General features: G+C 60.4%; 9 protein-coding genes and 1 other RNA gene. 1 reads left to right on the top strand and 9 read right to left on the bottom strand.

The features are described from left to right. Positions 1-13: 13 nt before the first annotated feature. The gene (fic, locus tag D8767_RS04325; RefSeq protein ID WP_016712106.1) at positions 14-1135 is read right to left on the bottom strand and encodes a protein adenylyltransferase Fic; all 1122 of its coding nucleotides are present in this window, start codon (positions 1133-1135) and stop codon (positions 14-16) included. 194 nt (positions 1136-1329) lie between these two features. Next, complete coding sequence (locus D8767_RS04330; RefSeq protein WP_122048283.1) at positions 1330-4230, bottom strand: SNF2-related protein; 2901 nt, start codon at positions 4228-4230, stop codon at positions 1330-1332. A 302-nt stretch (positions 4231-4532) separates the two neighbouring features. Between D8767_RS04330 and D8767_RS04335 the strand changes: the two genes are divergently transcribed. Then, entirely contained in the window at positions 4533-4994 is a 462-nt protein-coding gene (locus D8767_RS04335; protein ID WP_016712103.1) for a hypothetical protein, read from the top strand. A 63-nt stretch (positions 4995-5057) separates the two neighbouring features. On the opposite strand, the gene D8767_RS04340 is transcribed toward D8767_RS04335, so the two are convergent. The 7 genes from D8767_RS04340 to D8767_RS04370 all read right to left on the bottom strand — a co-directional run bounded on the left by D8767_RS04340 (position 5058) and on the right by D8767_RS04370 (position 12947). Continuing rightward, positions 5058-5321: a DUF3077 domain-containing protein gene (locus D8767_RS04340; protein WP_003249898.1), complete on the bottom strand. Its 264-nt coding sequence runs from the start codon at positions 5319-5321 to the stop codon at positions 5058-5060. 88 nt (positions 5322-5409) lie between these two features. Further along, positions 5410-5652, bottom strand: a complete 243-nt coding sequence (locus D8767_RS04345; RefSeq protein ID WP_016712102.1) for a hypothetical protein — start codon at positions 5650-5652, stop codon at positions 5410-5412. A 361-nt stretch (positions 5653-6013) separates the two neighbouring features. Next, positions 6014-6412: a transfer-messenger RNA gene (ssrA, locus tag D8767_RS04350) on the bottom strand. Positions 6413-6511: 99 nt separating this feature from the next. After that, on the bottom strand, positions 6512-6802 hold the full coding sequence (locus tag D8767_RS04355) for a hypothetical protein (RefSeq protein WP_012274266.1): 291 nt from the start codon (positions 6800-6802) through the stop codon (positions 6512-6514). Positions 6803-7181: 379 nt separating this feature from the next. Further along, positions 7182-9992 (bottom strand): FAD-binding and (Fe-S)-binding domain-containing protein, encoded by a 2811-nt coding sequence (locus D8767_RS04360; RefSeq protein WP_121757802.1) that lies wholly within the window; start codon positions 9990-9992, stop codon positions 7182-7184. 75 nt (positions 9993-10067) lie between these two features. Then, positions 10068-11213, bottom strand: coding sequence for an FMN-dependent L-lactate dehydrogenase LldD (gene lldD, locus D8767_RS04365; RefSeq protein ID WP_016712100.1), 1146 nt, complete (start codon positions 11211-11213; stop codon positions 10068-10070). A gap of 63 nt (positions 11214-11276) precedes the next feature. Next, positions 11277-12947 carry a lactate permease LctP family transporter gene (locus D8767_RS04370; protein WP_016712099.1) on the bottom strand — a complete coding sequence of 557 codons (1671 nt, stop codon included), beginning with the start codon at positions 12945-12947 and terminating at the stop codon, positions 11277-11279. Positions 12948-13189: the final 242 nt, after the last annotated feature.

Genomic DNA, 13189 nt, shown 5'->3' on the forward strand with positions numbered 1-13189 from the left:
TTCTCAAAAAAGGTCAGGCGTAGGGCTTGAAGTCGTTGCTGTCACGAATCAGTAGTTGCATCAGCTTGGGATGGATAAAGAGTTTTTCCTTGCCGACCTGCACCTCTTGTAGGACGCCGATGGCGACTAGCTCTTTGAGGTAGCGGGAGGCGGCTTGACGCTGGGCAATCTGTTTATCGACGACGTTGCTGATGCGGCAGTAGGGCTGCTCGAAAATCACGTCTACCAGCTCGCGGGAATAGGTTTTCGGCAGCTGTTCGCGAACAAACTGGGTGGTGTGCTCGGACAGGCTGCGGATGGCGGCAATTTTGGCAGTGGTCCAGCGAGCGGTTTCTTCCACACCACTGAGCATGTACAGCAGCCAGGGCTCCCAGGCGTGTTCGCGGGTGACATCCAGCAGCAGGCGGTAGTAGTCGGCTCGGTGGGCGATGATGTAGCGGCTGAGGTAGAGAATCGGCAGATTCAGCAGACCTTCGTGGATCAGATACAGTGTGTTGAGCACGCGCCCGGTGCGGCCATTCCCATCGGTGAACGGGTGGATGGCCTCGAACTGGTAGTGACCCACAGCCATACGTACCAGTGGGTCTAGCTCCGTTTCGTTGTGCAGAAAGCGCTCCCAGTTGGCGAGCAGATCGCGCAAACGGTCTTCACCCTCCGGTGGGGTGTAGATGATTTCTCCGGTGCGGTCGTTGGCCAGCTGTGTGCCCGGCACCCGGCGTATATCCATGTTTACGCCCTTGAGCGTGCGGCAGATCTCGACTGCCGTGCCGGTGGAAAGTGGGCGCTCGGCCAGGGACTGGTAGCCATGATGGAGGGCCTTGCGGTAGCGCAGGGCTTCCTTGGTCGCGGGATCGGCATGGTTGTCGCCATCCTGGGCGTGCTGAAAGAGCAAATCCGTGGTGGTGACGATACTTTCGATTTCCGAGCTGTCCTTGGCTTCCAGCAACGGGATGGTGTTGATCAGCACCGTTTGATTGGGGATCAGCTCGGCCGCCTGTTTCAATTCGGCCAAGGCTGCGCGGGCCTCGATACAACGCTTGAGCACTGCACGGGTTTCTAATTCGGCTTCAGGTGGCAGAGGCGGCAGCTGGTTATAGGGCCTGTCGGCCTGCCAGGTGAGGGGGGATGCGGTCATGGATGCGATCCTGATCCTTGAGGTATCCATCTAAAGCAAGGGCGCTCTGATGAGCGCCCTTTTCGTGGCGACAGTGTAAACATGTGCGGATCACGTGTCGCATTTTTTTAGTTTCAGCGACATGTTTTACTCTCGTGTCGCTGGCGGCGACATGTACGCACAACGTGTTCTTGAGATGGCTTTTAAGCGACGTGTTAGCTCACGGCCCAGCGCACAGTGAACAGTGTTTGGGTGCGGCTGGCACGATGCAGGCGCTTTTCCAAGGCCTCGATAAGGGCATCGCGGCGAGCTTCTATCTCGTCCTCCACTGCAAAGATCTCCTGGCGTTGCCGGCGTTGCTCGCCTTCCACCTTGCGGATGTCGTCCTGTAAGCGGCGTGCCTCGTCCATGCTCTGGGCGGAACGAGCTTGCCGCTTTAGACCTTTGAGCTTGAGCTTGGTGTCTTGCAGGGCTTGCTCGGCGGCGAGGATGCGGTCTTCGGCCCAGGCGTCCAGTTTTTCGCGTTCTTGCTGGAAAAACTTGTCGTTCTGCTCTAGCGCTTGGCTCAGCGCTGCATCGATCTGGCGACGGGCGTTGCCATGCAGATCATCCGGCGGGGTGCTGTTCGTTGGCTCGGCGCTAGCGAACAGTTGGAAGAGTTTCTCGCAGGTTTCCTGATCGAGCAACTCGCCGCTATCGGCCATGGCGGTAAATACCAGATGTTCCTCACGCTGAAAGCTGTCGAGCTCCAGCAAATTAAGCTGCAGCCAGCCCTGCTGACCGACCAACTGCTCGATGACGCTTATGCGCGGGTTTCGGCCTTCCAGCCATTGCGCATAACTGAAGCGCAGAGTGGCTGTGGGGGCAGGAGCATTACGTCCCTGATCGAGTACGTATTCACCCAGTGGATGCGTCAGGCGGTAGATTCGAGTGTTTTCAATCTGGACTTGTTTTGCCAGCTCGCCCTTGCGAATGAGCTGGTAGTGCCCGGTTGGGATCTGGGAGAGGGGCGGTAGGCTGAGGTCGAAGGTCAGTAGGTTGCTGTCGAACCTGGCTTGCTCTGCGAGGATGTACTTGGTCAGTTGCCAAAACAGACGCGTGATTCGGTCTAGCTGGCTTTCAGCGCGCTCTTTGTGGGTTTTGAGCAAGTTGTGGATATCGGCATCGAAATTTTCCAGCAGGAGCTTTTCGGTTTCTAGCATGCGTGCCTGAATATCAGCATCCAGTTCGGCGCGCAGAGTGGCAAAAGCGGAATTGATCTCTTGGGGTGTGCGGCAGCAGTCGTAAATTTCGGCAATGCGTTTCTCAAAGTCGATACCGGCTTCGATCCTGCCAAGCACTTGGTCAGACGCACCGAAAACACCATCGAAAAGATGAAACTTGTCTTGCAGTAGCTCCAGTACACGCTGGTCTGCGGCATTGCGTTGGTTGAGGAAGTTGATCACCACTACGTCGAAACGCTGCCCGTAGCGATGGCAGCGACCAATGCGTTGCTCTACGCGCTGGGGGTTCCAGGGCAGGTCGTAGTTCACCACCAGGGAGCAGAACTGCAGGTTCACACCTTCAGCAGCAGCCTCGGTGGCAATCAGAATTTCAGCGTTATCGCGGAAGTGGTCAATCAGCGCTGTACGACGGTCGATGGCGGGGGAGCCAGTGATACGGTCGCTGCCATGGTAACGAGCCAGCCAGCGCTGATAGATGCCGGTCGCGGCTTCACCCTGATTTCCACCGCTGAAGGTAACAACCTTGCCAGCGTGCCCATGAGCTTCAAGAAAGCGAGCCAGGTATTCCTGGGTGCGGCGGGATTCGGTGAAGATCACAGCTTTACGCGGTGCGCCCATAGCGGACATGCGTACGAAGCCTTGCTCCAAGGCGTTCAGCAGGGCGACGGATTTTTGATCTTCACGAATGCTATGAGCGATTTCGATATAAAGGTCGAGCTCGGCGATCTCCTTGCTCAGCAGTTCGAAATCGAGCTTATTGGCTGAGTCATGAACATCGTAATCGGCTGAGCCTTCCGTTTCCTCAAGAAGGTCCTCCTCCAGGTCTTCCTCTTCAATCAGGTGCTCGAACCATTCCTCATCGATGCTTTGGCGGTCCAACAGTTTCTGCAGGCGTGCTTTGATGGCTTGCAGTGTGGCGACGACAGCTTCCGTTGATGAGGCCAGCAGCTTGCGTAGGATAAGAGATACTAGATGCTTCTGACGCTGTGGGAAGCCGTAGCTGAAGTCGCGGTGCAGATACGTGGAGATGAGGTCGTAAAGCCGCTGCTCGTCGTCGCTCGGGGTAAATGGCGTGGTCAGCGCATGGCGCTGGGTATAAGGCACGTACTCCAGAACATCTCTACGCAGGGTGCGCTTGATAAACGCCTGCAAACGGCGGCGCAAAGCTGCGAGGTCGCCATCCGTGTTGTTGTACTGGGCGCGAAAGCTGCGCTCATCACCGAAGATTTCCTCGTCAATCAGAGAACTGAGACCGTACAGCTCCATGAGTGAGTTCTGCAGCGGAGTGGCCGTTAGCAAAAGCTTGCGTCGCCCGGCCAGTGAGCGTTTGAGAGATTGCCCTGTCTCGTTGCTTTTTCGGTGGGCATTACGCAGCTTGTGGGCTTCATCGATAACGACTAAATCCCAGGGAATATTGCTCAGGTGCTCTTCCATACGCGCGGCAAAGTGGAACGACATGATACTGATAATGTCGCGAGCAAATGGATCGTAGATCCCCGTCTGGCGAAGCTGTTTCCAAGTGCGGGCATCCAACACCTGGGTGGGCAAATTGAATTTTTCGGAAAGTTCCTGCGCCCATTGCTTACGCAGTGCCGCAGGGCAGATGATCAAGAGGCGACGGCGGCGCTCGGCCCAGATCTGCCCCAAAACCAAGGCCGCTTCAATTGTTTTGCCCAAGCCAACTTCGTCAGCCAGCATCACACCTTTACTCAGAGGGTTTTGCAGGGCAAAAAGTGAGGCATCAATCTGATGTGGGTTGAGATCGACACTGGCGTCGAACAGCGACTGAGAAAGGCGGTCTTCTTCGCTGGCTGCACGGCGGCGCGTCAGCTCCCAAGCGAAATACTTAGCGTGATGGGGCGTGAGGTTGTATGGGGGATTGAGTGTCGACATCAACTGCCCTCGGTAATGTCCATGAGCCGAATGATGCAGATCCTGCATCCGGGGTTTGGCGAGTCGCTGAACGAGTTTGCGACCCTTGGCCAACTGTACCGATGTGATAAGTAGGTTTGTAGCTCTCTAGAAAGGATGGGACCGGCTACCGTGTCCCATCGCTTCGTTTGTTGTGGCTTTCTATTGCTGAGGTGTTCTGGGCACGCATCAAGCTCTCGCAATCTAGGAGCTCAAAGGTCGCAAATTGGTCCACTGGTGTCAATTTGATATCGTATGCGTGGCTGAGAGCATAAGGGCATTACATGGACGCAACGATCGAAGCGAAAATCCAAGCGGCATTGGAGGGCTTGTTCACAGCCGTCTCTCAGTTGCAGGCAGCACACCCTGGCAAACCGTTTACCCTGGATGGCCGTTTAGTCGGTGATATCGGAGAGGTTGCTAGCTTGGCTTACAAGTTGACGCTGAACGAGGGGCTGACGAACCACCATGATGCAGTCTGTGACGAGGGGCGTAATGTTCAGATAAAGACCACGTTCGGCACGAGCCTGACGTTCCCGGTGCATCATGTTCCCGATTACTACTTGGGTATTCGTATGAACCGCGACGGTACGTTCGAAGAGGTCTACAACGGGCCGGGCTTTCTCATCCAGCAGCAACTGGCGAGTCGTAAACCGACGCGTACCGGGCTGCATGGTGGTTTGATGGCGATGTTGCGGCGTATCAATGCGACGGTCGCAGAGGAAGATTGCATCCCTCGGCGATGAGCGCTTTAGGCTTTAGGGGCCGAACGGTGGACGCTGGCCCCTTGAAGCATTGCACTTCGAAATTCAGCGCATCATCCCGAGCTCTGCATCATCCAGCAGCGCTTTGCCCAAAGCGCAGAGGTAGTGCGCAGCCCAAATGAGCTTCGGTTTATCTTCCATCAACCCGTCGATAGTTAGGTCCCGTGCATAACCCATCAGTTCCGATGCCTGCTCGCGCGCATTCTGGCATGGAATGCCGGCTTCGATGCGGAACAGTGGATGGGTCTGGTTTTCACCTTGAAAGAAGATGGTTTTACCAACAGTGCATTGGGTGTCTTCGGTGGTCATTGATCAATCTCCCTGGTCTTGTAATTGCCTGGGCTGGCCCTATCGCCGGCAAGCCGGGCTCCCACAGGTTTCTCGCTCGGTATGCGAATCAATGCATCGGTTGCGGGTTCGCGGGCGTCTGTATTTGTGCCAGCGCTGATTCGAGTAATCGCCGCAGGGCTTCAAGCTCGTGCATCGAGGCCATGATCAAAACCGATGCGGGCGACCTGGGCTGTATCAGCATCGCCTGCTGGGCTACGGCTTCTGCACAGAGTGCGTAGTCCGAGGCCATCATGATCGTGTCTTCCAGGGAGTGGATGTGATGGGGTGAATCGGGGACTATCTTCAACATGATTGCTTCCATTTCAGGGCTATCACCATCTGCTGTCAAACAGAGGGTGGCAGCTGTACGCGGGTTGACAGACCGGCGGAAACAACAAGTTCCGGCGCACGCAAGCGTGCCCGCACGTACAGCCGCCATAACGACGAGCCGTTTTGTTGTTTACCGTCGCGACCTGTCAAAGTCATGCCGTTGATGAGCAACGACCCACCGAGACTAAAACCCTGAAATAATCACCGCAACGGAAAACAGGCGCAGGGAGTATCTTTGGGAAACGCCCTACACGGAAGGGGCTAAATCCGATTTTTCAGCCCGCAGATCGTAAATTTCAGAAACAAAAAAAGACGCCCGAGGGCGTCTTCTTCTTTGGATTTGGTGGAGCCGGGGGGATTTGAACCCCCGTCCGCCAGTACTCCGCTGTCGGTACTACATGCTTAGCCGTGTCTACTGATTTAATCCGCAGCCGCCCGACGGGCAGGGTGCTTTGGATGAGTTGTGTAAGTTTTAGTCACTTCGCCCACAACGTGCTACGCGACGATCCTGTTCTGTATGACAATCAGTTCGGGTTTACAGGCATCCCCTAGTGATTGCTGGAGCCGAAGCTACCAGAAGCAACGGGTCAAGAGGGCCGCTTACGCAGCCAGCTTGTACTCCGCGCCGTAGTTTTCGTCATTGGCAACTATAAAAGTTGCAACAGTGGATTTACGAGTTCTGTTACCAACTCGGCATGCACCTAGAGTTTCGCTACCGGCGTCGAATCCTAATCGGCCCCACACTAGCGTTACGCTAACGCACCTTACGGCACGTGAAGTGGAGTATACGCCATTGCGCGGGCGACGTCGACAGCCGGTCCTGTCGCCCGCGTTCGGGGTTACGCACCGCCGCTGCCGGTGCCGCTGCCTTTCTCGGTTTTCTCCAGGCGCTCCAGCACTTTGCTGGTGATGGCGATGCATTCCTTGGTGTCGCCGGAGGCCTGGGCGGCCTTGGCTTTGTCGACGTGCTCGGTGATGGCCTTGTCCAGGCCTTCGGAGGTGGCGCCGGCGGTGGCCATGCTGTCGTCGATCTTTTGCAGGTTGGTGGTGCAGAGGTCTTCGGCGGCAAACACAGGCGAAGCCAGTAGGGTGGCGGCCGCGAACAGGGCCGAAAGCGCGGTACCTTTCATGGGTGTCTCCTCTGGGGCCTCTGGAAGGTGGGCCTGTAAGGTGGACTGTGGGGGATTGGCGGGGGTTCAATCGGGATCGGGGCTGCTGGTGCTCGCCTTTGTTTCTATAGCGCCTGGCAGACCGAGCGCCGCCCGTGCGGCGCATCGCGAGCTGCGCTCGCTCCTACGTTTGTTTCGGGCCAGTTATGCCTGCGACAGGCTCGCGCGACCGCCTTGTTTGTACGGCGCGATATCCAGCCATGCGCCAAGGCGTTCGCGTGCAAATGCCACAGGCAGGATTGGCCCTAAACAAACGTAGGAGCGAGCGCAGCTCGCGATGCGCCGCGCGGGCGGCGCTCGGTCTCACCGGCGCCGCAAACCTAACGGCGACCCCTCCAGCCTAAATGCTGCGCGGCCGGGTAACGCGGTCTACCAGGTAGACCAGGCCGTGATAGTCGATGCCGCTGTGGCTCGACAGGCCAATCTCGCAGGTGCGGCTGGTGGAGATGCCTTCGCTGCAATACTGCACCGCATCCTTCAGGCTGCGCAGCGAGTGGGCATTGAGCTCGGGGGTGGTGAAGCCTTTGTCGCCGGCAAAGCCGCAGCAATGAATGCCTTCCGGGATCACCACCTGTTTGCTGCAACGTCGCGCAAGGTCGATCAAGGCCTGGCTCTCACCCAGGTGCTGCGTGCTGCACGTCACGTGTACAGCCACCGGCTCGTCCTGGGGGGTGAACTCCAGGCGGTCGAGCAGGTGGGTGCGGATGAAGCGTACGGGGTCGTACAGGTCCAGCCGTGTTTCGCCCAGGTCTTGCACCAGGCGCAGGGTGCAGGGGCTGGTGTCGCAGTAGATCGGGTCAAGGCCGCCGCGGCTGGCGTGCAGCAGGGCGGTGATCAGTTCCTGGCGTTTGTGTTCGGCCTGTTCGGGGTAGCCCTTGGAGGCGAAGGGCTGGCCGCAGCACAGGCTGTCGGCGTTGTCGGGGAACACCGCCTGGTAGCCGGCCTTTTCCAGCAGGGCGCGGGTTTTGTCCAGCAGCGAACTTTGCTCGCGGTCGGCATAGGCCGGGCCCATCACCCGTGAAACACAGGCGGCCAGGTACACCACGCGGGGGCGGGCGTCGTTGCTGGCCGGGCCGAAGTCCAGCGGGCGCAGCGGCTGTGGCATCGCGGGCGTCCACTGGGGCAGGCGGCCTTTGCTGGCTTTGCTCAACGAGGCGGTCAGGCGGCTCAGGCGGGGGGCGCCGAGCAGCTTGCGTGCGGTGTTGGCGGCGGTCAGGGTCAGGCGGGCGCCGCCCAGTGCGGTGTGGAAGTGATCGGCCAGCCAGTCGGCGGTCTTGCCGTGGTCGGCAGCTTGGCTGCGCAGTTTTTTCACCAGTTCGCCGGTATTGATGCCCACCGGGCAGCGCTGGGCGCACAGGCCGGTGGCGGCGCAGGTGTCGATGCCTTGGTACTGGTAGGTTCGCATCAGTTCGCGGGTGTCGATGCCGGCGCGCTGCTTGGCCTGAATGTCACGCCACATGACGATGCGCTGGCGCGGGCTGAGGGTCAGCCCCTTGGACGGGCACACCGGTTCGCAGAAGCCGCACTCGATGCACTTGTCGACGATTTCGTCGGCGGCAGGCAGCGGCTTGAGGTTTTTCAGGTGGATGTCCGGGTCTTCACTCAGCACCACGTCGGGGTTGAGGATGCCATTGGGGTCGAGCAGGCGCTTGAGCGTCCACATCAGCTGGTAGGCGTCATGGCCCCATTCCAGCTCTACGAACGGCGCCATGTTGCGCCCGGTGCCGTGTTCGGCCTTCAGCGAGCCGCCGAACTCCACGGCCACCAGTTGCGCCACGTCGTCCATGAACGCCTGGTAACGGGCGACTTCCTCGGCGCTGTTGAAGCCCTGGGTGAAGACGAAGTGCAGGTTGCCTTCCAGCGCGTGGCCGAAAATGATCGCTTCGTCATAGCGGTGTTTGTCGAACAGCTGGATCAGTCGGTTGACGCCTTCGGCCAGCTGCTCGACGGGGAAGGTCACGTCTTCGATGATGACCGTGGTGCCGGTCTGGCGCACGGCGCCAACAGCGGGGAAGGTGTCCTTGCGGATTTTCCACAGCTGGTTGTACACGGCCGGGTCTTCGCTGAAGTCCACCTGTTGTTCCAGCGGGAAATCGGCGATGGAGGCCATCACCTGTTGCAGTTGCTCATGTAGCAGGCTCTGGCTGGCGGCGCGGGACTCGATCAGCAGGGCGCAGGCGTTGTCCGACAGGCCTTTTACCCATAGCGGCATGCCGGGCATGTTCTGCACCGAGCGCAGGCTGCGGCGGTCGAGCAGTTCCACAGCGGAAACCGGCTGGCGCTTGAGCACGGTGACCGCGCGGCAGCAGCTTTCGACACTGGGGAACACCAGCAGGGCACTGGCCTTGTGCGGGTGGTCGGGCACGGTGTTGTAGGTGACGGCGCTGATAAAGCCCAGAGTGCCTTCGGAACCCACCAGCAGGTGTTGCAGGATGTCCAGCGGCTGGTCGAAGTCCACCAGTGCGTTCAGCGACAGGCCGGTGGTGTTTTTCAGCCGGTATTTGTGCCGAATGCGCTCAGCCAGCGCCGTGTTGGCGCGGGTTTCGCGGCCCAGGCGGGCCAGCGCCTCTAGCAGGTCGGCATGGCTGTGTTCAAAGGCGGCCACGCTGGCCGGGTCTTCGCTGTCCAGGCGGGTGCCGTCGGCCAGCACCAGGCGCAGGCCGGCCAGGGTGTGATAGGTGTTTTGCGCGGTGCCGCAGCACATGCCACTGGCGTTGTTGGCGACGATGCCGCCGATCTTGCAGGCGTTGATCGAGGCAGGGTCCGGGCCGATCTTTCGCCCGAAGGGGGCCAGCCAGGCGTTGGCCTGGGCGCCGATGACGCCGGGTTGCAGGCGGATCTGCTCGCCCTGGCCGCGAATTTCTTTACCCCCCCAGCTATCGCCAAGCACGATCAGCACCGAGTCGGTGATGGCCTGGCCAGACAGGCTGGTGCCGGCGGCGCGGAAGGTGACCGGCACCCGCTCGCGCTGGGCCAGTTTGATCAGGCCGACCACTTCGTCTTCGGACTCGACACGCACCACCAGCTTGGGAATCAGCCGGTAGAAGCTGGCGTCGGTGCCAAAGGCCAGGGTGGAAGTGGGGTCGTCGAAGCGGCGTTCGGCGGGTATCAGGCGCTCGGCATCACGCAGGAACGCAGCGGGCAAGCTCATGCAGTCTCCTCGCGGGGCCGTGGCGTCTGTGCGCCACATGCCCCGGGTCAATCAGGCGGTCGTTCTTGCAGGCGGTCAGGCGCCCAGTTCGCGTACCAGCGAGTCGCGGGTGATCTCGCTGATCGACTTGGCGCCGGTCAGCACCATGGCCACGCGCATTTCCTTCTCGAACAGCTCCAGCAGGTTTTTCACCCCGGCCTGGCCATGCACGGCCAAGGCGTAGAGGAAGGCGCGGCCGATCAGCACGGTGTCGGCGCCCAGGGCGATCATGCGCACCACGTCGAGGCCGCTGCGGATGCCGGAGTCGGCGAGAATCTTCAGGTCGCCTTTGACCGCGTCGGCAATCGCCGGCAGGGCGCGGGCACTGGACAGCACGCCATCGAGCTGGCGGCCGCCGTGGTTGGACACCACGATACCGTCGGCGCCGAACTTGACCGCATCGCGGGCGTCATCGGCATCGAGGATGCCTTTGATGATCATCGGGCCGTCCCAGTACTCGCGGATCCACTCCAGGTCTTTCCAGGAGATGGACGGGTCGAAGTTGTTGCCCAGCCAGCCGATGTAGTCGGCAAGGCCGGTGGGGTTGCCACGGTACTTGGAGATGTTGCCCAGGTCATGCGGGCGGCCCATCACGCCGACGTCCCACGCCCATTCAGGGTGGGTCATGGCCTGCAGCACGCGGCGCAGCGGGCCGTTCTTGCCGCTCATGCCGGAATGCGCGTCGCGGTAGCGGGCACCGGGTACGGGCATGTCGACGGTGAACACCAAGGTCTTGACCCCGGCAGCCTTGGCTCGCTCCAGCGCGTTGCGCATGAAGCCGCGGTCTTTCAGCACGTACAGCTGGAACCACATCGGCCGGTCGATGGCTGGGGCCACTTCTTCGATAGGGCACACCGACACCGTAGACATGGTGAACGGGATGCCGTGGGCCGCAGCCGCGCGGGCTGCCTGCACCTCGCCACGGCGGGCGTACATGCCGGTAAGGCCGACGGGGGCCAGGGCCACGGGCATGCTCAGGGTTTCGTCGAACAGCTTGGTCTCAAGGCTGAGCTCGGACATGTTGTTCAGCACGCGCTGGCGCAGGGCAATGCTGGCCAGGTCCGACACGTTGTGGCGCAGGGTGTGCTCGGCGTAGGCGCCGCCGTCGGCATAGTGGAACAGGAAAGGAGGCAGCTTGCGTTGGGCCGCGGCGCGATAGTCGGTAGAGGCAGAAATGATCATGGATTCTCGCAGCGTTGCTTGTGGGGAGTGCCGGGCGCGCGATGGCGCCCGGCCCCTTTCACTTTAGTGATGAACCAGCATGCCGGTCAGCCAGTAAGCCTGGATCAGGGTGATCAGGCCGACGATGGTGGCGAAGAACAGGCTGTGCTTGACGGTGAAGCGGAACAGGTCGGACTCCTTGCCCACCAGGCCGGTGGCGGCGCAGGCCACGGCGATCGATTGCGGCGAGATCATCTTGCCGGTCACGCCGCCGCTGGTGTTGGCGGCTACCAGCAGGGTGTCGTTCACCCCGATCTGGTGCGCGGTGGTGGCCTGCAGCGAGCTGAACAGCGCGTTGGACGACGTGTCGGAACCGGTCAGGAACACGCCCAGCCAGCCGAGGAACGGCGAGAAGAACGGGAACGCGGCGCCGGTGCCGGCCAGTACCAGGGCCATGGTCGAAGACATGCCCGAGTAGTTGGTGACAAAGGCGAAGGCCAGCACCATGCCGATCGACAGAATAGGCCAGCGCAGCTCCCAGAAGGTCTCTTTGAAAGTGGTCAGACCAGTTTTGAAGTTGATCTTCAGCACTGCCATGGAAATCAGCGCCGAGAGGAAGATCGCGGTGCCGGTGGCGGAGATCGGGTCGAGCTTGAATACCGCTGGCATGGCGGTTGGCGCGGCAACGATCGGTGCGGTCTTGATCACCAGTTGGTCGAGGTGCGGGATGGCGAAGTTGAACACGAAGTTGTACATCGCCCCGCCCGGGGCGAACGCTGCCTTGAACGGCTTCAGGGTCCAGATGGTGACCAGCACGGTGAGGATCAGGAACGGCGACCAGGCCTTGAAAATCTCGCCAAAGCTGTACGGGCTAGGCTGGCTGCCGCTTGGCTGCACAACCGCTGCGCCGACGCTGCCTTTGGCTTCGCTGAACGAACGCTGGGGTTGCCAGACTTTCAGGAACAGGGTCAGGGCGATCAGGCTGGCCAGCGCCGAGGTGATGTCGGGCAGTTCCGGGCCAATGAAGTTCGACGTGAAGTACTGGGTGACGGCGAAGCTCAGGCCGGCGACCAGGGCGGCAGGCCAGGTTTCTTTCACGCCACGCAGGCCGTCCATCATGAACACCAGCCAGAACGGCACGAACAGCGACAGCAGCGGCAGCTGGCGGCCGGTCATGGCGCCGATGTGGAAGGCGTCGATGCCCGTCACCTGGCCGGCCACGATGATCGGGATGCCCAGGGCGCCAAAGGCTACCGGTGCGGTGTTGGCGATCAGGCACAGGCCGGCGGCGTACAGCGGATTGAAGCCCAGGCCCACCAGCAGCGCGGCAGTGATTGCCACCGGTGCACCAAAGCCTGCCGCACCTTCCAGGAAGGCACCGAAGCAGAAGCCGATCAGCAGCACTTGCAGGCGCTGGTCGTCGGTAATCGACAGCACCGAGCTGCGGATCACTTCGAACTGGCCGCTCTTGACCGTGAGTTTGTACAGGAACACCGCCGCAACGATGATCCAGGCAATTGGCCAGAGGCCATAGAGGAAGCCATAACCCGCGGCGGCGAAAGCCATGTCGACAGGCATCTGGAAGGCGAAGATGGCCACCAGGATCGACAACGCGAGGGTGATGCTGCCGGCTACGTGGCCTTTAAGGCGGAACACGGCGAGGGCAAGGAAGAAGAACACGATGGGAATGACCGCCGCCAATGCGGACAGGCCAAGACTACCAAGCGGGCTATAGAGTTGTTGCCAGGTTTGCATATGGGGTGGCCCCTAATTGTTGTTGGTCAGCACTGGCATTGGATAATTGGTAAGACCAATTTACAATGACTGGGCGCTAGGTTAAAAGCGCTGTCATGGGTGTGTCAATTTGTCCCGTGCAAAACTTTGGTCGCGTGCCGATGAGCGGGCACCTGATGTGCTGGGAAAATCGCGACTTGATGGGTGTTTGCGCGGCCTGGATCGGCGAGAATAGGCGCCCCCTGAAATTTGCCGGGGGTTTG

Origin of the sequence: Pseudomonas sp. LTGT-11-2Z (genome assembly GCF_003691445.1) — a bacterium.
Lineage (GTDB): Bacteria > Pseudomonadota > Gammaproteobacteria > Pseudomonadales > Pseudomonadaceae > Aquipseudomonas > Aquipseudomonas monteilii.

Bases quoted from the DNA above. Each gene is read 5' to 3' on its own strand.
- fic (WP_016712106.1), bottom strand. From the start codon at position 1,135: ATGACCGCATCCCCCCTCACCTGGCAGGCCGACAGGCCCTATAACCAG.
- D8767_RS04330 (WP_122048283.1), bottom strand. From the start codon at position 4,230: ATGTCGACACTCAATCCCCCATACAACCTCACGCCCCATCACGCTAAG.
- D8767_RS04335 (WP_016712103.1), top strand. From the start codon at position 4,533: ATGGACGCAACGATCGAAGCGAAAATCCAAGCGGCATTGGAGGGCTTG.
- D8767_RS04340 (WP_003249898.1), bottom strand. From the start codon at position 5,321: ATGACCACCGAAGACACCCAATGCACTGTTGGTAAAACCATCTTCTTT.
- D8767_RS04345 (WP_016712102.1), bottom strand. From the start codon at position 5,652: ATGTTGAAGATAGTCCCCGATTCACCCCATCACATCCACTCCCTGGAA.
- D8767_RS04355 (WP_012274266.1), bottom strand. From the start codon at position 6,802: ATGAAAGGTACCGCGCTTTCGGCCCTGTTCGCGGCCGCCACCCTACTG.
- D8767_RS04360 (WP_121757802.1), bottom strand. From the start codon at position 9,992: ATGAGCTTGCCCGCTGCGTTCCTGCGTGATGCCGAGCGCCTGATACCC.
- lldD (WP_016712100.1), bottom strand. From the start codon at position 11,213: ATGATCATTTCTGCCTCTACCGACTATCGCGCCGCGGCCCAACGCAAG.
- D8767_RS04370 (WP_016712099.1), bottom strand. From the start codon at position 12,947: ATGCAAACCTGGCAACAACTCTATAGCCCGCTTGGTAGTCTTGGCCTG.